This is a genomic window from Chryseobacterium sp. G0201, from assembly GCF_003815655.1.
Lineage (GTDB): Bacteria > Bacteroidota > Bacteroidia > Flavobacteriales > Weeksellaceae > Chryseobacterium.
The window spans coordinates 997438-1021172 of record NZ_CP033917.1 but is presented as its reverse complement, the minus strand read 5'-3'; the positions used below and the strand labels follow the sequence as shown (position 1 = coordinate 1021172).

The window sequence follows — 23735 nt, the reverse complement described above, 5'->3', positions numbered from 1 at the left end:
CGTGGTTTTAATTAAAATATTTTAGATTAATTATTCTCTGTTTTTCACTAAGATCCAACCGGAGAATTTAATTGGAGTTTGCTTTTTATTAGGCTCATTCCAGCTGATATCGTACCAGTAATTTCCTGTGGATACTTTATTGGTTCCGTTTGTAGTTCCGCCCCATTTGTATCCGTTTGTTTTATCTGCCTGATAGATCTTGCTTCCGTATCTGTCGAAGATATTAACAACCAAATTAGGCTTGTGGGCTAATGAAGAATAATCAATAATATCATTCACACCATCATTATTAGGCGTAATTACGTTGATCAAATTAGGAATTGTGATCTCAACCTCAATAGGATTACAGTCATAAGCATCTTTTACATATACAGTACCGTTTCCTCTAGGAACGTCTTTAAATATGTTTGAATCCTGCCAAGTGATATTGTCCATAGAATATTTATATGGAGCAGTTCCACCTACTACATATGCCGTCACAGTGTTGTTTGTGATGTCAATATTTGAGATAACAGGCTGCTCAGAAGAATATACTGTTACAGTCTGTTTTGTAATACAGTCACCTGTTTTCAGTTTTACCCAATAAGTACCAACACCTACGTTATTGATAGACGGAGTTATTGCTCCTGTGCTCCATTCGTAAGCATTAAAACCAGGACCTGCATCCAGCGATGTTTTATCTTCCATACAGATGATCTTATCTTTCAATATAGCTGATTCTACTGGTGCAAGGACGATAAGTGTAACTTCAGCTACTTTGAAACATCCGTTTGCGTTTGTGACTCTTACATAAATAACACCGTTTGGTGCGATATAATTTGTTGGATTATTAATTTCATTCGTCCCATTTGCTGCATCGGTAGGAGATGGGAAATATCTTTTAGTAACTCCCGGTTCTGTAGAAACGCTGGCTAAAGTAAGATTAAATAATGCCGTTGCCGGATTAGTTTCGATGAAACAAGATCTTAAAGTTGCATTATTGACTACCGGACTTTTTGATACGGTTAAATTTAAAGTAATCTGCTCACAATCCACAAAGTTTGGATCGTTACCACAGAATTTATAAACAATTTTATCTGCCCCGAAATATCCAACGGTTGGAACGTAAGTGATTACACCTGTTATAGGATCTATACCTGCCGTACCATTTGCCGGAGGAGTAACAATCGTTACGGTTCCCGGCACAGGGACTTGACTTGAAGTCGTAAACTGAGGAACAATATTTAAAAGACCTTCACAAACAGTCATTGCTTTTGTAGTCTCTTGAAGACAGGTGTAGACTTTATAAACAGGAGTTGTCTCGGGAGGACATGATCCTATTGTAATTCTTACGGTATAATCTCCGGATTGTGTCGGCGTGTACGAGTTAGCATTAGCTCCTGCAATAGCAATTCCATTTCTAAACCACTGATAGGTTTCAAAACTATCATCAACCTCCAATACTAAGCCAGGAATACAAGTTCCCGTTTGTTTAGCAATTAAAGGAATTGAAGAGAATCCTGCAAAATAACCTCCATATCCTGCTGTGCTATATCCACCGTTGACACCGGCAGTAACTGCTTTTGTTGAAGTAATAGCAACATTTCCGGTAATTCCGGTGATGGCATATGTTACCCATTGGTCATTACCCAAAAGAGGATATGGACCTTGAGCCGGAGTTGGAAAGCCTCCATTTACTGTGACAACAGCACCTTTTTCTGTTAAGATATTAAGTTTTAGAACAACGTTACCTGTATAAGTCGGCATTGCCTGAATATTACCAATTTCATCAATTTTTCTTGGTAAGAAACAGTTCAATGGTGGAATATAATTATATCCTGCTGTTGCAGTTCCGCCTGATGATCCGATTAATTGATATAGGTATATATTTTTTGTACTACGAACGTAAACATTATAATGTCCGCCGCCTTGGCTGATGTATGCACTGTTTAAAATTCTATAATAATCTCCTTCGTTAAGCGTTACAACAGGTGTTGTAGCGTCATTAAGAAAAATTTCGGTGTTATTTTCTGTGGCAATTATTATTCCTCCTTCCATATCGTAATGATTGGTGAGTGGAGATAAGCTTCTTACCATTGCAAATTCGTTTCCAAGACGGGTTGTAGGAACAGATTGATCCATAACAAGGTCAGATCCTGCGGTTGTATTTCCTGTGGCGAACATTCCGTTTGCGTTTCCGTTCGTTACAGAAACAGGTTTATCAGATGAAATTTTTGTTCCGATAAATCCTGCCTGGTTGGCAACTGTATTTCCAACACCGGCAAGAATGTAAGACTGTCCTTTATTTAAAGTGAAATTTAATGTTAAAGGAGGTGTTGTATTGTTGATAAACTGAATGTTGGGATCATAACCGGTAACCGTTACTTTCGTATTGTCTTCGGTTGCCATGATACCTGTTGTGAAGTTCATTGCACTACTACTCGTTAAACTTGTAGTGATTGGAGTTGCAGCAGCATAGAATGTCGTTCCGATGCCGGCTTTTCCTTTAGAAGTCACAACCTCACCATGAATACTGTTGTATATTCTTAATGATGTAAAATAAGGTTTATCTCCCTTTGTATAAACTCCCATATTGTTTGGAACGGCAGCGCTCGAAGTATTTGTTGTTGTAATATACTGCGAAGGCAATGTAAACATCTGCGGATTACCTTTACTAATGGTTACAGTCCCGATCACAGCATTGTTGTTGTAAATCGTTACCGGAAACGGAGTAACCGAATCGGTGGAAAAGTATAAACCATGTTGATACGTTGATGATGTTGAGGAGTTAAAATAAGGAGCAAACCAATGGTCTGTGTCTCTTTGCGCAAAGAGGGTATTAACTGCCAAGACAATTAATACTAAAGATAGTAGAAATTTTTTCATAAACTGGAATTAGGATCTTGCAAAAATAACAGAATATTTTAATATGTATTGAAAATATTGTTTAAAATGAAGGTTTATAGCATTAAAAAACCACGATTTTAAAATCGTGGTTTAAAAAGTAATTTGTTATTCTCTATTTTTTACAAGAATCCAACCTGTGTATTTTATTGGAGTCTTTTCTTTATTTGGTTCATTCCAGTTGATGTGGAACCAGTATGTTCCGGTTAAGATTTTCTTGTCGAAATGCTTACCATCCCATCGGTAGTTATTAAACTTATCACCTGTGAATATCTTATTGCCGTATCTGTCATAGATAACAAAGCTTAGATTTCCTTTGTAAGCTAATTCGCTATAATCAATATAATCATTTTTGTTATCTCCGTTTGGCGTAATAGCATTTAATAAGTTAGGTACAGTAATTTCAACAGAAATAGGTGTACAGTTATTAGAATCTTTTACATAGAATGTATGCTGACCTCTTGAAAGATCTGTGAATACATTAGAATCCTGCCAGTTAGAAGTTCCGTCTACAGAATATTTGTACGGTGGAGTTCCTCCGATGACATTTACTGTTGCTGTATTGTTTGTGATTTCGATTTCTTTAATAACAGGATCTACGGTTTTATTAACTCTTACTACCTGTGTAACGAAACATCCGTTCTTTCCAAGAACTACTGTGTATTCTCCAACACCAACTCCTTGGATACCTGATGTAGTTGCACCTGTGCTCCATAGGTAAGAATCATATCCAGGACCTGCCTCCAGATTTGTTCTTGAATCAATACAGATATATTTGTCAACAAGAATTGGAGATTTTTTGATAGGTTTTGCAATTAATTCAATTTTTGCATTTGCTGTACAACCTTCATTACTTGTTATTTTTACATATACAAATCCTCCTGCAGAACCATAGTTCGTAGGATCCATGATTTGGTTTGTATTGGCGTTAAGATCTGCCAATGTAGGATAGTATTTTTTAGTTACTGTTAATATATCAATAACATTTGCTTTTGTAAGATCAAAAAACGCTTTGTCTTCATATTGACATGCTTCTAGTTTAGCATCTTTTACAATAAACGGAACTACGGTTAAGTTCACAGTTACAATTTCACAATCTATAAATTCAGTACCATTACCGCAGAATTTATAAACGATAACGTCTGCTCCTGTATATCCAGCTGTAGGATTATAAGTAATTATACCCGTTGCAGGATTTACAACAGCTGTTCCATGAGTAGGCTGTGTTGTAATTGTCACAGTGCTCGGAACTGGAGTTTGTGTTGAACCTGAAAATGTTGGAGTTATAATTTTTGTAGCACAGGCATTTACATTTACAGTTGTATTTTTAACACAAGAATATACTTTATATATTGGTGTCGTAACAGGAGGACATGTTCCCATTGTTACTTTTACCGTATAATTTCCTGATTGAGTAGGGGCATAAGTACTGGATGTTGCTCCTGGAATAAGAATTCCTTCTCTGAACCATTGGTAAGTTTCAAAACCATCATCAACTTCCAAAATAATACCTGGAGCACATTCTCCTGATTTTTTTGCAATAACAGGGATTGAAGAGAATCCTGCAAAATATCCACCATAACCTACGGCTCCACTTCCTCCGGCGATACCTGCGGTAACGGCTTTGGTAGATGTTACTGTTACGTTTCCTGATAATCCGGGAATAGAGTAGGATACCCAAGAAGTTGTTCCCAAAACAGGATAAGGTCCTTGTGCAGCTGTTGGAGATCCTCCGTTTACTGTAACAACGGCTCCGGTTTCTGTTAAGATATTAAGTTTAATATCATTTGCACTTCCGTTAAGGTCATTAATAAATGCAATTTCATCAATTTTTCTAGGTAAAAAGCAATTCAATGGTGGAATATAGTTATATCCTAATGTTGCAATACTCGTTGCAAGACCTGCCAGAAGTTGGTAAACGTATACATTTTTACTTGTTCTAATGTACATATTGAAATGCCCGTTACCCTGATCAATATAATTTGTATTTGATATAGCATTAACTCTGTAATATCCTCCTTCATTAATAGTAGCTACAGGAGTTGTACTGTTATTAACATAGATTTCGGTATTATCTTCTGTCGCAATAATTAATGCGTCTTCTACTTTGATATCAATATTTCCGTTTCCTTTTACTAGAACGAATTCATTTCCTAATCTGTCTACCGGTACAGACTGATCCATAATAATATCTGAACTTCCTCCAACAGAACCTAAAGAAAACTGCCCGTTAAAGTTACCGTTTGTTAAAGAAATTGGTTTGGTTGATTCTATTTTTGCACCAATGAATCCTGTTTGGTTACCTGCCAGATTTCCTCTTCCTTCAATAATATAAGATTGTCCTTTGTTTAATGAGAAAGTCATGGTAGGATTGGTAAGACCAGTTGTCCCGTTGGAAAATGTAACAGAAGTTGAATATCCTGAAACCGTAACAACAGTATTGTCTTCAGTTGCCAATATACCTGCCATAAAGTTGTAGATAGAGCCACCACCTAAATCAGTAATTGGAGCTGCAGCTGCATAAAATTTCTTACCAATACCGGCTTTTCCTTTAGAGGTTAAAATCTCACCGTGACTCGTAACTGAGAATCTAAGATTCGCATAGTATGGTTTTGTTCCTTTTGTATAAATTCCTTTTGTAATAGGCGTAAAAAGGTCTGTTTGTGATGTTGTTACAATAGCTGATACAGATGTAGAAGGAGTCACAGGGATCACAAAAATCTTTGGATCTCCTTTACTGATTGTAACGGTACCAATAACAACATTATTGTTATAAATTTCTACCGGAAATGGTGTTACAGAATCAGTAGAAAAATATATAGACTGACCATTGGCTCCTCCAGATAGACCGGTTCGATTCATCATTGGGGCAAACCAATGTTCTGTATCTCTTTGTGCAAAGAGCGTATTAATTGTAAAAAAAACTAATACTAGACTAAGTAGAAATCTTTTCATATAAAAGTGGAATTAGGATTTCTACAAATTTAAAATAATATTTGAGATATTGTTAGTAAAATTTAAAGAAAATTGTTAAATTATTCGCGATTCTTGATTAAAATCCATCCAGAATATGAAACGGGTAATTTTGTATCTGGCTAGATCCATTTTAAAATATACCAATATGTCCCTGTAGGAAGAGTTCTTCCGTTGCCCCTTCCGTCCCAGATATAATTTCAGTCTGATGATTTTTGGTTTTGTTATAAATAGGGCACAAAAAAATCCCGATGAAAAAATTCACCGGGATTATTATTTTTCTTTGAAAGATTGATTAAGCTAAGCTTACTCTTACAAATCCTGTTACTTTAAGATCTCCGTTTACAGATTTTACATAATCAGCAACAGAAATACTGCTGTCTTTAATGAAATCTTGGTGTACTAAAGTGTTGTCTTTGTAGAATCTCTGCATTTTACCTTTCAAGATATTCTCGATGATGTTTGCAGGCTTACCTTCTTCAGTAAGTTTGTGTCTTTCGATTTCTAATTCTTTATCGATAGTTTCCTGAGAAACCGCATTTTCGTCAAGAGCGATAGGGTTCATAGCAGCAACCTGCATAGAAACAGCTTTAGCAGCCTCTTCAGCCCCGTCTGCTTTTGCAGAAAGAGAAGTGATTGCAGCGATTTTGTTTCCAGCGTGGATGTAAGCTCCTACGAAAGGACCGTCTAATCTTTCGAAAGTACCGATCTCGATTTTTTCACCGATAACACCTGTTTGCTCGATTAATTTTTCAGCAACAGTCATTCCGTGGAAATCTGTAGCTAAAAGCTCTTCTTTAGTAGCAGCAACGATAGCCATTTCAGCCAATTCGTAAGCAAGCTCGATGAACGCTTCGTTTTTAGCAACGAAATCAGTTTCACAGTTTAAAGAAATAATAGCACCTAATGTGTTATCTTCGTTTACTCTAGCGATAACTGCACCTTCAGCAGACTCTCTGTCAGCTCTGTTAGCAGCAACTTTCTGTCCTTTTTTTCTAAGGATGTCGATCGCTTTGTCGAAATCTCCTTCAGCTTCAACTAAAGCTTTCTTGCAGTCCATCATACCTGCACCTGTAATGTTTCTCAATTTTGCTACGTCTGCAGCAGCTGGTGTATAAGACATAATATCTATTATTTTTTTATTGTAAGATTAGTATTGATTTTTTTAGCTTATTTTTAGAGCAGTGCAAAGATAATGATTTTAATGATAAACTAAAAAATGACTTTTTGCGTTATTTGTATATTTAATAAAATTTTAAATGCTTAGTTAATGAAAAAAATATTTCTCCTCATATTTTTATGCGTTTTTACTCTTGGTTTTTCCCAAAAGAAGAAAAAAGGCAAATCTAAGGCTATTGTAGAAAAAGAAACCTTGATCATCTATACAGAAAACGATGCCGAAAGTACAAAAGAAGCCCGAATAATTGCAGGATTTTTAAAGCAAAATCCGGGACATGCCAAAACGGATTATTTCAAAAAGAAATTGATAGAACTCATAATGGCGGATAATTCTCCGGAAGCAAAACCCGTAATAAAACCTCTTAGTAAAGAAAAAGTTGAAAAAATTGTTAATAATAACGAATTAAACAATTCTAAAACAATTGCTTCCAATGCAAATAACAAGACTGTTGCAACACCAAATAAAACGGTAAATTATGCAAGTGCAGCAAGTACAAATAAAAATGCAGAGCCAAGCGAAAAAAATAAGAAAACAGCAGCGATGTTAACGCACATGTTCAATAATGATCCGATGGATAAGGAAGCTTATATTAATATTAAAAACAGATCTAAATGTAATTTAATTGTAAAAATAAGTGGGAAAAAATATTATAATTTGGATGTGCCTGCTAAAAGCCAGAATTATCTTTTAGTGGATAAAGGAGAATATATTTTAACAACCATGGTTTGTGACGCAAAATATTCTTCACTGAAAAGAATTAATAAAGATATTGAGATCGAATTGAATCTTAGGGAAGATTGATAATATTTAATTATAAACGAAATAAAAAACGGTTGAGAAATTTCTCAACCGTTTTTTGTTTTATCCTTTATATTGCCCCATTGCAATAAATTTGTCTTGTCTTTGGGTTTCAAGTTCTTGTCCTGTAAATTTAGAAAAAGCCTTGATGTTTTGTAAAATTGAAGTTTTCAGATTCTGATAAGTCGCTGCAGGATCATAATGAGCTCCTCCAAGCGGTTCTTCAATGATTCCGTCAATAAACTTTTCTCTTAAGGCATCTTTTGGAGTCAGATTCAATGCATTGGCAGCATCTTCTTTGTGATCCCAGTTTCTCCATAAGATAGAAGAACAACTTTCCGGTGCAATTACTGTGTACCAAGTGTTTTCCAACATGTAAACTTTGTTTCCAACACCGATTCCTAATGCTCCACCACTTGCTCCTTCACCAATGATATACGTAAATATCGGAGTTTTCAGCTGAACCATTGTGAAAATGTTTCTTGCAATAGCCTCTCCCTGACCTCTTTCTTCAGCTTCCAATCCCGGATAAGCTCCCGGAGTATCAACCAAAGTAACCACAGGAATCTGGAATTTTTCAGCAAGCTTCATTAGTCGTAAAGCTTTTCTGTATCCTTCAGGATTTGGCATTCCAAATCTTCTGTGTTGTCTTTCTTTAGTTGTTCTTCCTTTTTGAGTTCCGATGATCATTACTTTTTGACCGTCAAGAGTCGCTAAACCACCGATCATTGCAGGATCATCTGCAAAGTTTCTGTCTCCGTGAAGCTCAAGGAAACTTCCTTTATCTACCATTCCGTTGATATAATCAAGGGTATATGGACGATCCGGATGACGGGATAGTTGTACTCTCTGCCAAGGTGTAAGATTAGAATAGATTTCTTTTTTCTTCTCTATGATCTTGTCCTCAATCTGGCTGCATGCTAATTTTACATCAACACCACTTTCTTCTCCTACCAAAGAACATGTCTGGTATTGCTCCATCAATTCTTGTATAGGAAGTTCGAAACTTAAATATTCCATTTCTTGAAGTAAATTAAATCTTTCAAATTTATGAAAAATTATGGGATTTCTATTTAAAATTATTTATAGCATTGTTTATTCTTGCTATACTTTCTTGTTTTCCAATGATTTCTAAAATGTCCGGAACGTCTGGTCCCTTCAATTCTCCAACCAAGGCTAAACGGAGTGGCATCATTACTTTACCCATTCCTAAACCTTTGTTTTCGGCGAAATCGTGTACTGCTTGTTTTAATGTTTCAGAAGTAAATTCAGCAGTTTCTAATGTTGTAGCCAATTCACCTAAAACAGCAGAAGTTTCATCATTCCAAGCTTTTTTTGATGCTTTTTCATCATAAGAAGTTGGAGCGTCGAAGAAAAATTTTCCGTTTTCGTAAATATCTTTCGGGAAAGTTGCTCTTTCTTTCATCAGATGAATGATTTTCAACAATTTTTCGTCTTCAATATTTAAATTTAAATCTGATTTTTTTAAAATTTGAAGTAATTCTTCGTCAGATTTTAATTGAATATACTGGTGATTAAACCATTCTGATTTTTCTTTACTAAATCTTGCACCCGCTTTATGTACTTTATGAAGATCAAATTCTTTGATCATCTCTTCTAAAGGTAAAATTTCTTTATCATCTGCAGGCGACCATCCCAATAATGCAACCATGTTAATGAATGCATCTGGTAAATATCCGTTTTCTCTGTACCCTTTGGAGATATTTCCAGTCTCAGGATCTTTGAAATCTAATGGAAATACAGGGAATCCGAATTTATCTCCATCTCTTTTGCTTAATTTTCCTTTTCCTTCAGGTTTTAAAATTAAAGAAAGGTGCGCAAATTGTGGAGCTTCCCAGCCCATTGCTTCATATAATAAAGTGTGTAAACCTAAAGAAGGTAACCATTCTTCACCACGGATCACGTGAGAAATTTCCATTTCGTGGTCATCGATGATGTTGGCGAAATGGTAAGTCGGCATTCCGTCGTTTTTAACTAAAACTTTATCGTCTAACGTATTAGTATTTACGGAAGAATTTCCTCTGATGATATCTACAAGATTCAAAGTTCTGTCGATCGGCATTTTAAATCTTACAACATACGGAGTTTTTTCGTCCAATAATTTCTTAACTTCCTCTTCAGAAAGGGTAAGACTATTTTTTAAACGGTTTCTTGTTTTGTTGTCATAAGAGAAAACATCACCTTTAGCTTCATATTCAGCACGAACAGCGTCTAATTCTTCAGCCGTATCAAAAGCGATGTAAGCATAGTCTGTTTTCAAGATCTGCTCTGTATATCTGTCGTAGATATCTCTTCTTTCAGACTGTCTGTATGGAGCAAATTTCCCTCCTTTTTTAGGACTTTCGTCAGGAATGATGCCGCACCATTCTAATGCTTCTTCTATATACTCTTCAGCTCCTTCTACGTATCTTGCAGTATCTGTATCTTCAATTCTCAATACAAACTCGCCACCTTGATTTTTAGCAAAAAGATAATCATATAATGCGGTTCTTACGCCTCCCAAATGTAAAGGTCCGGTAGGACTTGGAGCAAAACGTACTCTAACTTTCTCCATTTCAATTAAAATTTTGATGCAAATTTACTTAAAATTATGTGTTTTAATGATGTTTAATGCTTTCGATATTGGCTTTTTTGATTTGAATATTTACATTTGTATAAATAATAAGAAGTAAGTCATGTTAGAAATCGGAGAAAGACCTTGGGGAAAGTATTTTGTTTTGGCAGATGAGCCAAATTATAAATTAAAAAGAATAGAAGTAAACCCCGGACAAAAACTGTCTTATCAGTATCATCACAAGAGACAGGAGCAATGGACGATCATCGAAGGTGATGCTACGATTGTATTGGATGACAAAGAAATCAGTCTTAAGTATGGTGAAAGTATTTTCATCCCTTTGGGTGCAAAACACCGTATGATGAATCTTTCTGAAAACCCAGTTGTTTTCATTGAGGTACAGACGGGAACTTATTTCGGGGAAGATGATATTGTGAGGATTGATGATGAGTATGATAGAAGTTAAAGCTTAACTATAAATTTAAAAAGGGGGTCAGATTGTATATAATTTGGCCCTTTTTTTTGAGTTTTTTTAAAATATTTTTTGATTTATTGAGTATTAATTGTTTATTAATAGAGAGTTAAGGTTGTTTAAAATTCTCTATTATGTGATTTTTATCATTTTAATTTAATTTTTTCACACAATGTGGAATATTATCTTTGCCGCAAGTTTAAAAACTATTTTATCATGAAAAAACAAATTCTATTTTGCATTAGTGCTATTCTAATGCTATTTTTAGCTTCATGTTCTACTGATGAGCTAAATAATGAAATCACTGCTGGCGAAGCCGGAAGTTCTAACCGTTCGTTATCTGGAAAAACTGCTGGAGATGGTATTTACGACATTTTAGGACATGGTTATGATGTTGCAGGAGAATATGCAAATGCTAATTCTGCTGGTTTTCAGGTTGTTGATGTTGAGCGTTTTAAAAATGAACAAACCGCAAGATTGATCAGTGAAAATACTTTTTCTCAGGAATATGTAGAAGAATATGGAGAGAATGCGGAAACTTATTCTAAAATGGTATCTACAAAAGTAAATGCAACAGCAGGAATTCCTTTATTCAAGAAAACGCTTTCTGTTTCTTTTAATTCTGCGGTTACAAATACTAATAAATATGATGCAAAATATATTTATGGTAGCTATAATTTAACGATCAAACAAAAAAGATTAAGATTTAATGCAACTACTGATATGTTGGGAGATTACTTAACTCCGGAATTTACACAAGATTTACAGACAAAAACTCCACAACAGATTGTAAGTGATTATGGTACTCACGTAGCTTTGGATATTTATACAGGAGCTAAGTTAGATATAATGTTCCAAGCGGAAACAATGAATCAAAGTCGTGATCATGCTGCTAGAGTTGGTATTAAAGCTGGGATGAAGGATATTTTTGACGTTGATGTTACGAATGATGTAAATACTTCAAGTTCTAATCAAAATTATTCTAAAAAATTATCTTACAGAACAAGAGGAGGGAATCCTGCAATAGGACTAATGGGAGAATTGAACTTAGATCAGAATAATCCTAAAATCAATATTTCAAACTGGCAAAATAGCTCTAATCCGAGCAATTCTGTTTTAGTTGATTTTGGAAGTAATGGCTTGGTTCTTATTTATGATTTGGTGAAAGATCCTGCTAAAAAAGCTCAGCTGAAGGCGTATGTAGATCAATATTTAATTGATAATAAAGTGTTTCTTGAGTTTAAAACAATTCCTATTTACAGGTATTTTAACGGGACAGATCATTATTATACAAGAACTTCAGGAAATTACAGTGGATATAACTTTGAAGGGATAGAGTTTAATGCATTCCTTTACAAAGCTCCTAATACAATCCCAATTTACAGATATTGGAATGGGAAGGATCATTATTATACAAGAACTCCTGGATATTATTCTGGATATTCGGATGAGGGGATAGAATTCAATGCTTTTGCGACGCAACAGCCAAATACAGTCCCAATCTATAGATATTGGAATGGAAAAGATCATTATTATTCAAAATCAAGTATAAGACCTAGCGGATATGTTTATGAGGGCATAGAATTTTATGCCTATTAAATAGAACTTCTGATTATAAATATTGAACAGTAAAATCATTACGATTTTACTGTTTTTTTATGGACGTAAATTCTTGATTATAAGAATTTAATAGCGAATACAAAAGAGTAGGAATTAATAAACTTTTTATTTTTTCTTAAGATGTAATACTTTCAGTACTTTGTTGATTTTATATTTCATTGTTCTTTTATAACCAAGTAATTTTATTCTTTCCATGAGTTGAAAGTTTTCGTACATGGTGGCTAAAAGGTTTTCTTTAAAAAATTCTCTTAATAGATCTTTATCAGAAATGATTTGTTCGAATTTTACGATCGCTTTTGCTTTGTTCTCATACATGAAAAATTCATTATTTGTCATGCCTGCTGAGCTCATTCTGTAAGCTAGAAGAGGTTCATTAATGTAGTGTGTTTTGGGGTTTTCTCCGTATGCTTGCAGCCAGAATACCCAATCTTCTTTTGCCCGAAGTTCTTCGTCAAACTTATATTTTTCAACAATATCCTTAGAAAATATAGCACAGTGAATAGGAATGGAAAAGGTATTATCCCATTTTAGCAATATTTCTCTTTGAGAAAAATATTTTTCATCCAATATGCAATGTGGAGGGAGATCTGTTTTGGTAGCATTATCAAATCTCTTGAAATTTGTGATTATAACAGTATTATGTAGATTACTTATTTTTTGTATAGATTTTTCGAACTTTTCTTTATACAGAAAGTCATCACAATCCAAAAACTGAACAAAATCACCGGTTATATTTTCAATACCTTTATTTCTGGCAGAGCTTAATCCTCCGTTTGTTTTTTTTATATATTTTATTCTGCTGTCATTTTTTTGCCATTCTAATGATTTTTCTTCAGTATTATCTGTACTGCCGTCATTTATAAGAATACATTCCCAATTTTGATAGGTTTGATCAATTAAAGAATTAATACAATCATCCAAAAAAAATGCTTGATTATAACAAGGAACAATTACTGAAATTTTTATTGAGTCATTCATGTTTTAGAAGATATTAACCATTTATTATTTTTTTTATCCAACTACTGAAACCATATTTTTTTACAACATCTTCAGGTAATTCATGATAAGAAGCTTTTAAAAACTGCTCAATATTTTTATAATTGTCATTTTCTACAACAAAGATATTGTCCTGGTGGTAAAAATCGTAATTTTTCACCATAATATTATCGGTTATTACTTTTTTCTTGTAATACATTCCTTCAAAAAAACGGATAGAAAGCCCATTGTGTAGAGGATCAACAAAATCTAAAAGGATGTCGGAATTTTTTACAAATTCAAGATTTTCCTCAAAAGTTATTCTGTTTTGAATATACTTTATCTTGTCGTTTTTACGTTCAGGTTCTTTGAAATATTGAATGAAAATTGATAATTCTACAGGAAAATCAGAAACCTGATCGATAAATTTATTAATCTTTTCTTCACGACTCTTCCAGTATAGACCAACAAAATACAATCTTGGTTTTTCGGTATCATAAACTTTTTGAGATGTGGGTAAGTGGTCAAAATAAAAATTAGTGATGGACTTGATATTGTATTCAGATTCTACTTTTTCGAAGCAGAAGAAGGTATCAAAAAGATTGAAATAGTTTTTTATTTCCGGGAATTTTTCAATACCATCCCATTGATAAGCAATGAGTTTTTTTGTTTTTTTCTTTAAATTTTTAACAAAAGGAATTGGGAAATTATCCGCTCGAATGACCAGAATGTAATCTAATTCACCATCAATTTCTGAAAGACATTTATTAAGTTTCTTAAGGTTATGCTGGTTGATGAGATTTTGTTTGTAATCTTTATTTCTAAGGATATTTTTAACGAAAAAATTCTTAATGCTTTCGCTGCCTTTATATTTAAATTTTGGAAGTTTGTCCGTTATTAAATACGTGTCAAAACCTTCCTTTTCCAAATTATCTAAAAATAGTTTGGGAAAATCAGAATAATCGGGCATCACCAAAAGAAATCTTTCCTTTTTCACTTTTTTATTTTGAATTAAAGATACTGAACAACAATATTTTATATTGCTTTCTTAAACTATTAACTGGATTATTAAAATACTCTTTTTTTATTGTATCGACATCCTTTAAACTTACATTATTAATGTATTTAAAATACTTTTTCTCAATATTTTTCAGCTCAATATGATCACTAAATTTAGGATTCACTTCTTTGAAAGTTTTTTCCATTCGTTGAAGTGCTTCGTTTGAGTAATTTGAATGATGTTTGTAATTTCCGATTATAATTTTCTTTAAATAAGAAATATAGTAAGCGATAATGCTTTTTTCGGGATGTTTTAAATAATATTTATCGTAAATAGTTTTAATGACACTTAAATATCCAAAAAGGTTTTTATCACTGTTTTTTTTAGTGATAGATTGTGCATTATCAATAGTATAATGATAGGTAATTTCTGGCGTGAAGATTACGTTTTTTGCTTTAAACATGGTCTCAAAAAACCACAATTCATCTTCATGGTAAATTCCGCTTAAAAATCTTAAATTGTTTTCTTTTAAAAATTTAGAATTATACAATTTGTTCTGTGCAATTGGGCTTAATCCTTCGGTTATATTTTTTAATAGAACTTCAGAATTATTATTTGCTAAGAACTGTTGCTCTTTTGGATGAGGTAAATAAGAGATTATTTTTTTCTCTTCCCATGAATAATTGGCTGTTTTTCCAACAATAATGTCTTCTTTTCCGGTATATTTTGACAGTAAAGATTCAATTGCTTTTGGAGGAAGAATATCATCGCTGTCGCAGAAAAATATAAAATCTCCGGTAGCTTTTTCCAAACCGAAATTTCTTGTATCAGAAAGACCTTTGTTTTCTTGGTTGTAAATGTGAAACCTCTGATCTTTAAAATCATTAATAATATCCAACGTATTGTCCGTACTGCCATCATTGATGATAATACACTCGATATTTTGAGAAGTCTGGTTTTGAATACTTTTAAGAACATCTTTTACATAATAAGATGCATTGTAGCAAGGAACAATAATACTGACCAGAAAGTTGGAATTATTCATGGATAAAAATCTAAAGGGATTAAATTTCTTTTAATGTAGAGCTCACTGCTTCCAAAGAAAATGGTTTCAGACTGTCTATTGAATTGTTTCTTAATGTATTCCACAATTCTTCCTCACTATTAAGTCGAATAATAGCTTCTGCAAAAGAAACTTCGTCATTAGCGATCAAAACATTTTTTTCATTCATCAATTGCATGCCTTCTGCACCAATATCTGTGGTTACTACTGGAAAGAAATACTCAAAAGCCTGGCCGATTTTTCCTTTAACGCCAGCTCCAAATCTCAACGGAGCGACCATGATTTTTGAAGTCATAAAATGTTCTTCAATACTTTCAACAAAACCTAAGAACTTAAATTTAGGAAATTGCTTGATGTCTAATTTATCTGCAACGTTACCAATAACACTTACTTCCAGATCCGGATTTGTTTTCCAGACAAGAGGCATTATTTTTTCGTATAAAAATCTTACGGCATCAATATTTGGCTCATGGATAGAACCAATAAAAATGATTCCTTTACTTTCGTTAAACGATTTTCTTTCGGAAATATCAATTTTCGGATAGTGAATATTTGAAATGGTAATGATCTTATTTTTATCCACATATTGGCTCATTACCTCTTTTTCTTTGTCAGAAATTGCAATAATATAATCCAATTGTGGTGCAATTACCGTTTCTAGATGAAAGAAATGTTTGTATTTTTTCTTTAAAGAAATACGGGTAGGTTCAATCTCGATTGCTCTTTTATATCTTAAAAAATGAATATCCACCATATCATAGATGAATTTTGTATTGGGTAGAATGCTTTTCATTTTCTTGTAGAATAAATTTAAAGCAAGTGGACCGTTAAACCAAACATAATCAATAGTTTTAAAGCTGGAAATAAAACTAAAAATATCTTTATACTTTGTATTTTCTACAAATACAATAACTTGATGTTGTTTGTAAAACTTTACATATGAATCGTCTTCAAACATATTGGGTGCAAATAGAATACAGTTGTATCCCAATTGTTTATAAATCAGAATGATCTCTTTTAATCTGTTTGATCCGGAATCTTTATCATGAGTAGGGAAGTCTCTTGAAGCGAATAATATTGTTTTTTTTGATGAATCAAATAATTCTATATTGACAATATCACTAGTGTTAAGAGCTTTGAGTTTTTCTTTTCTTCTGAAATATTTTTTTATTTTCTTTAGGATTCCCATTTATTAGTTTTTATTTAATTCAAAAACTCTATTTGTCCAATGATCAAGCGTATATTGGTGATAAATATCCTCCGGAATTTTTTCATAAGGCTTATCAAAGAAATCTTTGTCAAGATTACTACATGTTTCGTTTAAAACCAAGATATTATTAGGATTATAAAAATCGTAATTTTTAATGGCTTCATTATCTGTGATAATTTTTTTATCTAAAGCTAATGCTTCAAAAACCCTGAAGCTAAGACCGTATTGATTTTCGCGTGTCAAGTCCAATAAGGCTTTTGAATTTTGATAATATTCAGGAAGCTTTTGATGGCATATTTTTTTTATACTAAAGATAATCGATAAGTTTTCGGGAATTGTGATAAACATATTTTTAAATTGATGTTTCCAGCCTTTTTTCCCAATGATCATGATCTGAAATTTTAGATTAAGATCTGTTAACCTTTTTGCCAGTGTTTTTATGAGCGAAACCCTTTTGTTGTCGTAAGAAGTGATGTAAAAAAGATCCATCTCAGGCTTCTGTGCATCATTTGACAAATGAGATAGATAAATGTAATTTGTTAATTTTTCAAACCCAAATTTTTCAATATCTGCGATATCGAATGAGAAGATTTTATCAAAAAGTTTTAACTTATTTTCACTTACAGGAACCCTGTCCAGACTATCATAAAGATAAGTGATGAGCCTGTTGGTATGTTTTTTTATTTTTTCTAAAGTAAATATGCTGAATGTGTCCGGATTTAAAACTAAGATCTGATCATAATGACCTTGTTCATCTAATGAATCCAGAACAAATTGCTGTCTTTTTTCTTTCTTTAAGTTTCTGTTGAGAAAAGTTTTGCTTAGGGCATTTGTAGCCCTTTCTCCAAAGTTAGAGTGAGTGATTGAAGCGATCTTAATATGTTGAGCATTAATGCCTTTTTTGCTTAATGTCTCAACAATATATTGATCATATCCCCAGAAATCATAACTAATTATACAAATCTTCATCAACTAATTTTGCTCTTTTTTTAATGATTCATAAGTTTCAAAAACACTTAATGACTGCAGGTAGGAAAGCTGATAACCTTCCTTCCCGTCGAAAATTCCAAGTCTCATAATGTAAGCTTTAAAAAACTTAAATGCTGTCTTAGCGTACTGAGCCAAAATACTATATTTCTTACCTTTTATAGCTAATTCCTGTCCTTTTAAAACTCCGTAATGAATCATCTTTTGTTTATACGACTCATAATCCGAAACGGAATAATGTAGTAATTTATTTCTAAATTCTCCGATTGTTCCGTTAACTTCTAACGTTTCATGAACTTTTTTCCCAGCAATATATCTAGCCTTAGACCTTCTGAAAAGTCTAAAATTCTTATCTGTCTGAGTTCCTGAATAATTTATAGGTTTTTCTGCAAAAAAGAATTTTCTATAAAAATAGTAAGCGTCTTTTTGCTGATCTTTATTTAATTCATCTATTATTTCTTTTCTTAATTCAGGTGTAATTCTCTCATCACCATCGAGAAATAGCACCCAATCATTTTTTGCAGTATCTAAAGCCAAATTTCTTTGTTTTGTAAAATCTTCAAACTTATGTTGAATTATTTTTACGTTTGGGAACTTTTCTGCAATTTCTACAGTTTTATCTGTGCTGAATGAATCGACGATAATTATTTCATTACAAAAATCGAAACATTCAAGGACTTGCTGTATGTTTTTTTCTTCATTTTGTGTTATGATTAAGCCACTTATATTCATCATAACGGTTATTAGGTTTAAAAACTATAAAAATTATATCTTTTTAAAACAGTTTTAATCTTCCAAAGATAAGTTTTAATTTGAATTTTATTATCGTATCTCTGCCTTTTATATCTATTCTACAAAGCTCATAGGGTTTGTTTGTAGGAAAATAATTCACTTTATTGCCTATTCTTAATGCAAAATCAATTCCTAAATTTTTTAAAGTTGAAAAAAGTTTCATTTTGTTAGCAATTTCTTTAGGATATTTTCCATAGGGATAAGCTAAAACAGTTGAATAATTTATGTTTTCATTGGTAAGAAGTTGCATGTTTTTTTTCAAATCACTCTCAATAAAATCAATCGACACGTTTCTGAAATCTTCATGAGCGTGAGTGTGAAGCGCTATTTCGAAATATTTTTTATTTAAATTTCTGATATCCTCAAAAGTCATCATGTCATACTCTTTATAACCTTTCTGAATAAATTTTGTTGAAATAAAAATTGTTGCTTTCAAATCATACTTTTCTAGCAAAGAAGGTAAATATTCGAAGTTATTTTTATAGCCATCATCAAAGGTTAGAATTACACTCTTTTTTGAGGGGATATTGATTTCTGTAAAAAACTTTGGGAAGTAATTTTTTTCTTTTAAATATTTAAATTGTTTTTCAAGATTTTCCAGATTTATAGTGAGATCTTCACTGCTTTCTTTTTCAACTTGATGATACATTAAAATAATCAGTCTATTCTTTTGAAAAATAAAAAGATAAAGACGGAAATAGAATATAATAAAGATTGCGGATAAAAGTATAAGAGAATAAAAAATCATAATATTTTACCGTGCTTTTTTTCGATTTCAATTAACCTGATTTTTTCATACAGCTTTATGTATTTCAAAAAGGTATAATAAGACATTGTTTTTGCAATATAAAAGCCTGGAAAACCATCGAGAATACCAAGTTTAAAAATAAAAACCTTTATAAATTCAAATATTGGACTTACAATTATTTTAAATCGTTTGATTTTCTTGCCTTTTTCAAACATTTTTTCTGCCATCATATCAGAATACTTATTGATCTTGGTAATGTGATGCTGAATACTTTTGTAAGTATAATGATCTAGTTTTCCTTCCAGTAGACCTTTTTTTTCATCTGTAATTAAAAATTCGTGTACTTTATCATCAGAATATTGGGCGCAACTTTTTTTGAAAAGTCTTTCGCGACAAACGTTCCCCCAACCTCCATATTTTATCAGGTGAATTCCAAGATGGTTGTTGAATTTCGTTTTATAAACATTAAATTCGGGGCTGTCAGAAGAAATAATTTTTTTTATTGATTTTTTTAGATCCTCATCCGGAACTTCATCCGCATCCAGAAACAAGATCCATTCGTTTGAGCATAAAGTAAGGGCATGGTTTTTTTGTTCACCATACCCATTAAACTGTTTCTCAAAGAATTTTACTTGAGGATATTTTTGAGTACAAATCTCTTTTGTTTTGTCTGTTGAAAAGCTATCAACGACTATAATTTCATCAACTGTGTCTATAAGTGAGTCTAAAAATCTTACAATATTATCTTCTTCATTGTAAGTAATGACCGCGAGGGAAAGTGGCATTTTTTATTTAAAATTCATTTAGTGTTTTTTCTATAATTTGTACGCAATCTAGCAATTGCTCTCTTGTAATTACTAAAGGTGGTGCCAATCTGATAATGTTTCCGTGAGTAGGCTTTGCCAGCAATCCGTTTTCTTTTAACTGTAAACAAAGATTCCACGCTGTAGAACTGTCCGGAGTATCATTAATTAAAATAGCATTTAATAATCCTTTTCCTCTTACTTTCGTAATTAAATCAGATTTTTCAATGATTTTTTCTATTTCACTTCTGAATAACTGACCTAATTCTTCTGCTCTTTCAGATAATTTTTCATCTGCAACAACATCCAAAGCTGCAACTGCAACTGCACAAGCGATTGGGTTTCCTCCAAATGTCGAACCATGTTGTCCAGGCTTAATAACATTCATGATCTCATTGTTTGCTAATACAGCCGAAACTGGATACATTCCGCCAGAAAGTGCTTTTCCTAAAATTAAAATATCAGGCTGTACATCTTCGTGGTGACAAGCAATTAATCTACCTGTTCTTGCAATTCCTGTCTGAACTTCATCTGCAATGAAAAGAACGTTATGTTTTTTACAAAGTTCAGAAGCGTTTTTCAGGAAGTTTTCATCCGGAACATAAACTCCGGCCTCACCTTGAATTGGTTCAACCAAGAATGCCGCAATATTTTGAGCATCCTGAGTTAAAATTTCCTCTAAAGCTTTAATATCGTTGTATGGAATTTTAATAAAACCAGGTGTAAAAGGGCCATAATTTTGATTCGCATCAGGATCGTTTGAAAAAGAAACAATGGTTGTTGTTCTTCCGTGAAAATTATTCTCGCAAACAATGATCTTTGCAGCGTTTTCTGAGATTCCCTTTACTTCATAACTCCACTTTCTTGCTAATTTTACCGCAGTTTCCACAGCTTCTGCTCCGGAATTCATTGGTAAAACTTTATCAAAACCAAAAAGGGTAGTGATTTTCTGTTCGTATTCTCCTAAATTAGAATTGTAAAAAGCTCTTGATGTTAAAGCTAATTTCTTAGCCTGATTTACTAAAGCTTCAACAATTTTAGGATGAGAATGTCCTTGGTTTACAGCAGAATAAGCAGAAAGAAAATCATAATATTTCTTACCTTCCACATCCCAAACAAAAACGCCTTCTCCACGGTCTAAAACTACAGGAAGTGGGTGATAATTGTGTGCGCCATGTTTGTCCTCAAGGTCAATAAAATACTGTGAGTTTTTTGCTGTTTCTACTGTTGACATATATTTTTGGTTTTGTACAAAGTTAATAATTTAATACGAGAAGACATAAAAACAAAAACTGCCTCAAAATGAGACAGTTTTCAATTTTTTTATTTAAAAATAATCTTAATGATTATCATATTTTCTATCCATTACAAAGCTCTCCATGAATTTTGTAGTATAGTTTCCTGAAAGATAATCTTCATCATCCATCAATTGTCTATGGAAAGGAATAGTCGTTTTTACACCTTCAATATAGAATTCTTCCAAAGCACGTCTCATTTTAGCAATGGCTTCCTCACGAGTTTGAGCCGTTGTGATCAGTTTTGCAATCATTGAATCGTAGTTAGAAGGAATTGTATATCCAGAATAAACGTGAGTATCAACTCTGATTCCGTGTCCGCCAGGAATGTTTAATCCTGTGATTTTCCCCGGAGATGGTCTGAAATCTGCGTAAGGATCCTCAGCATTAATTCTACATTCGATTGAATGTAATTTTGGATAATAATTAATTCCAGAAATTGGAGTTCCAGCCGCCAAAAGAATTTGTTCTCTGATTAAGTCATAGTCAATAACCTGCTCAGTAATTGGATGCTCAACCTGAATTCTCGTATTCATTTCCATGAAATAGAAATTTCTGTGTTTATCAACCAAGAATTCAATGGTACCAACACCTTCATAAGCAATGAATTCGGCTGCTTTTACGGCTGCGTCACCCATTTTCTCACGAAGTTCGTCAGTCATAAACGGAGAAGGAGTTTCTTCTGTTAATTTCTGATTTCTTCTTTGTACAGAACAGTCTCTTTCAGAAAGGTGGCAAGCTTTACCAAATTGGTCACCCGCAACCTGAATTTCGATGTGTCTAGGCTCTTCAATCAGTTTTTCCATGTACATACCTCCGTTTCCGAATGCAGCCACAGCTTCCTGAATTGCAGATTCCCAGTGATCTTTAAGGTCTTCAGCTTTCCAAACAGCTCTCATTCCTTTTCCACCACCACCGGCAGTTGCTTTGATCATTACAGGATATCCTGTTTCTTCAGCAGTTTTTACAGCGTGTTCGTAAGATTCAATTAATCCTTCAGAACCAGGTACACATGGTACACCTGCTGCTTTCATGGTAGCTTTAGCGTTGGCTTTATCTCCCATTCTCTCAATTTGCTCAGGAGATGCACCAATGAATTTGATACCGTTTTTCTGGCAGATTCTTGAGAAATTAGCATTTTCAGATAAGAATCCGTAACCTGGGTGTATTGCGTCTGCATTTGTAATTTCTGCAGCAGCAATAATGTTAGGGATTTTTAGGTATGAGTCTTTACTCATTGCAGGACCAATACAAACAGCCTCGTCAGCAAATCTTACGTGAAGACTGTCTTTGTCGGCAGTAGAGTATACTGCAACAGTTTTGATTCCCATTTCTTTACAAGTACGTAAGATACGCATTGCAATTTCGCCACGATTGGCAATTAATATTTTTTTGAACATCTTTTTTTAGATTTTAGGTAATAGGTAATAGGTACTAGAAAATTTAGTCTGCAAAACATTTATTCTGCAACCTAAAAACTGTAACCTAAATTAAGATGGATCTACTAAGAATAAAGGTTGGTCATATTCTACCGGAGTAGCATCATCAACTAAAATCTTAACGATTTTTCCGCTTACCTCAGAATCGATCTGGTTGAATAATTTCATTGCTTCAATTACACAAACAACTTTACCAACAGAAACTTCATCACCAACGTTTACAAAAACATCTTTATCAGGAGATGGTTTTCTGTAGAAAGTTCCGATCATTGGAGATTTGATTGTAATATATTTGCTGTCATCAGATGCAGCCTCAGCTTTTTCAGCAGGTGTAGATGTAGCAACTGGAGCTTGTGCAGGAGCAGCTTGTTGAGGAGCAGTATGGTAAACTGCAGGTTGAGCATATGCTACTTCGCTTCCAGCTAATGGAGTTTTAATAGTGATTTCGAAATCTTTAGTTTTGTACTTCACTTCAGAAACTTCCGCCTTAGATACAAACTTAATAAGATTTTGTATGTCTTTAATGTCCATAAATTTGATATTTGATTTTGGGTCAAAGATACCAAAAAAACGTAAAAAACAACAAAAAACCGCCAAATTTTATAAAAATTGGGCGGTTTTTGTATAAAAACGAGTGTTTTTCAGTGAAAAACGACTTCTTAGTTTTCTTCAGTAGTTGCTACTTCTTTTTCCAATACTACTTTACCTCTGTAGTAAAGTTTCCCTTCATGCCAGTGAGCTCTGTGGTAAAGGTGCATTTCTCCTGTTGTTGCATCTTTAGCTAATTGAGGAACTACAGCTTTGTAGTGAGTTCTTCTCTTATCTCTTCTTGTGGACGATTGTCTTCTCTTTGGATGTGCCATCTTGTAATAACTTTTTTAATTTGATGAGCGATGAGATTCTTTTCATCCTCTCATCATAT

The 23735-nt window shown here is 33.1% G+C and carries 20 protein-coding genes; 3 read left to right on the top strand and 17 right to left on the bottom strand.

Annotated elements, in window-relative coordinates; genetic code table 11:
• Positions 1 to 30: 30 nt before the first annotated feature.
• From EG348_RS04530 to tsf, 3 genes are all read right to left on the bottom strand, one after another.
• The gene (locus EG348_RS04530) at positions 31 to 2865 is read right to left on the bottom strand and encodes a T9SS type B sorting domain-containing protein (protein WP_123981055.1); all 2835 of its coding nucleotides are present in this window, start codon (positions 2863 to 2865) and stop codon (positions 31 to 33) included.
• Between the two features lie 126 nt (positions 2866 to 2991).
• Positions 2992 to 5838, bottom strand: a complete 2847-nt coding sequence (locus tag EG348_RS04525) for a gliding motility-associated C-terminal domain-containing protein (protein WP_123981053.1) — start codon at positions 5836 to 5838, stop codon at positions 2992 to 2994.
• 313 nt (positions 5839 to 6151) lie between these two features.
• The gene (gene tsf, locus EG348_RS04520) at positions 6152 to 6979 is read right to left on the bottom strand and encodes a translation elongation factor Ts (RefSeq protein WP_123981051.1); all 828 of its coding nucleotides are present in this window, start codon (positions 6977 to 6979) and stop codon (positions 6152 to 6154) included.
• A gap of 147 nt (positions 6980 to 7126) precedes the next feature.
• Between tsf and EG348_RS04515 the strand changes: the two genes are divergently transcribed.
• Positions 7127 to 7837 carry a DUF6759 domain-containing protein gene (locus EG348_RS04515; protein ID WP_123981049.1) on the top strand — a complete coding sequence of 237 codons (711 nt, stop codon included), beginning with the start codon at positions 7127 to 7129 and terminating at the stop codon, positions 7835 to 7837.
• A gap of 60 nt (positions 7838 to 7897) precedes the next feature.
• On the opposite strand, the gene EG348_RS04510 is transcribed toward EG348_RS04515, so the two are convergent.
• Together EG348_RS04510 and gltX are read right to left on the bottom strand one after the other, a co-directional pair.
• Positions 7898 to 8854: an acetyl-CoA carboxylase carboxyltransferase subunit alpha gene (locus EG348_RS04510; RefSeq protein WP_123981047.1), complete on the bottom strand. Its 957-nt coding sequence runs from the start codon at positions 8852 to 8854 to the stop codon at positions 7898 to 7900.
• Between the two features lie 49 nt (positions 8855 to 8903).
• A complete protein-coding gene (gene gltX / locus EG348_RS04505) occupies positions 8904 to 10409 on the bottom strand; it encodes a glutamate--tRNA ligase (RefSeq protein ID WP_123981045.1) in 1506 nt (501 codons plus the stop codon).
• 121 nt (positions 10410 to 10530) lie between these two features.
• Here gltX and EG348_RS04500 point away from each other — a divergent pair, with 121 nt between their 5' ends.
• The gene (locus EG348_RS04500) at positions 10531 to 10875 is read left to right on the top strand and encodes a phosphomannose isomerase type II C-terminal cupin domain (RefSeq protein ID WP_123981043.1); all 345 of its coding nucleotides are present in this window, start codon (positions 10531 to 10533) and stop codon (positions 10873 to 10875) included.
• 222 nt (positions 10876 to 11097) lie between these two features.
• Positions 11098 to 12480, top strand: a complete 1383-nt coding sequence (locus EG348_RS04495; RefSeq protein ID WP_123981041.1) for an MAC/perforin domain-containing protein — start codon at positions 11098 to 11100, stop codon at positions 12478 to 12480.
• 126 nt (positions 12481 to 12606) lie between these two features.
• Here the strand turns inward: EG348_RS04495 and EG348_RS04490 are convergent, their stop codons facing one another.
• From EG348_RS04490 to rpmF, 12 genes are all read right to left on the bottom strand, one after another.
• On the bottom strand, positions 12607 to 13479 hold the full coding sequence (locus EG348_RS04490) for a glycosyltransferase family 2 protein (RefSeq protein WP_123981039.1): 873 nt from the start codon (positions 13477 to 13479) through the stop codon (positions 12607 to 12609).
• Between the two features lie 13 nt (positions 13480 to 13492).
• Positions 13493 to 14473, bottom strand: a complete 981-nt coding sequence (locus tag EG348_RS04485) for a hypothetical protein (protein ID WP_123981037.1) — start codon at positions 14471 to 14473, stop codon at positions 13493 to 13495.
• A 4-nt stretch (positions 14474 to 14477) separates the two neighbouring features.
• Positions 14478 to 15521, bottom strand: coding sequence for a glycosyltransferase family 2 protein (locus tag EG348_RS04480; RefSeq protein ID WP_123981035.1), 1044 nt, complete (start codon positions 15519 to 15521; stop codon positions 14478 to 14480).
• A gap of 19 nt (positions 15522 to 15540) precedes the next feature.
• Complete coding sequence (locus EG348_RS04475) at positions 15541 to 16728, bottom strand: glycosyltransferase (RefSeq protein WP_123981033.1); 1188 nt, start codon at positions 16726 to 16728, stop codon at positions 15541 to 15543.
• 3 nt (positions 16729 to 16731) lie between these two features.
• Positions 16732 to 17718: a hypothetical protein gene (locus tag EG348_RS04470; RefSeq protein ID WP_123981031.1), complete on the bottom strand. Its 987-nt coding sequence runs from the start codon at positions 17716 to 17718 to the stop codon at positions 16732 to 16734.
• 3 nt (positions 17719 to 17721) lie between these two features.
• On the bottom strand, positions 17722 to 18471 hold the full coding sequence (locus tag EG348_RS04465; RefSeq protein WP_123981029.1) for a glycosyltransferase family 2 protein: 750 nt from the start codon (positions 18469 to 18471) through the stop codon (positions 17722 to 17724).
• A gap of 40 nt (positions 18472 to 18511) precedes the next feature.
• Complete coding sequence (locus tag EG348_RS04460; protein WP_164463254.1) at positions 18512 to 19177, bottom strand: polysaccharide deacetylase family protein; 666 nt, start codon at positions 19175 to 19177, stop codon at positions 18512 to 18514.
• 95 nt (positions 19178 to 19272) lie between these two features.
• Entirely contained in the window at positions 19273 to 20061 is a 789-nt protein-coding gene (locus EG348_RS04455) for a glycosyltransferase family 2 protein (protein WP_123981025.1), read from the bottom strand.
• Between the two features lie 7 nt (positions 20062 to 20068).
• Positions 20069 to 21313, bottom strand: a complete 1245-nt coding sequence (gene rocD, locus EG348_RS04450) for an ornithine--oxo-acid transaminase (protein WP_123981022.1) — start codon at positions 21311 to 21313, stop codon at positions 20069 to 20071.
• Between the two features lie 105 nt (positions 21314 to 21418).
• Positions 21419 to 22774 (bottom strand): acetyl-CoA carboxylase biotin carboxylase subunit, encoded by a 1356-nt coding sequence (accC, locus tag EG348_RS04445; RefSeq protein WP_123981020.1) that lies wholly within the window; start codon positions 22772 to 22774, stop codon positions 21419 to 21421.
• 90 nt (positions 22775 to 22864) lie between these two features.
• Positions 22865 to 23344 (bottom strand): acetyl-CoA carboxylase biotin carboxyl carrier protein, encoded by a 480-nt coding sequence (gene accB / locus EG348_RS04440; protein WP_123981018.1) that lies wholly within the window; start codon positions 23342 to 23344, stop codon positions 22865 to 22867.
• 128 nt (positions 23345 to 23472) lie between these two features.
• Positions 23473 to 23676 carry a 50S ribosomal protein L32 gene (gene rpmF, locus EG348_RS04435; RefSeq protein WP_034678990.1) on the bottom strand — a complete coding sequence of 68 codons (204 nt, stop codon included), beginning with the start codon at positions 23674 to 23676 and terminating at the stop codon, positions 23473 to 23475.
• Positions 23677 to 23735 lie beyond the last annotated feature (59 nt).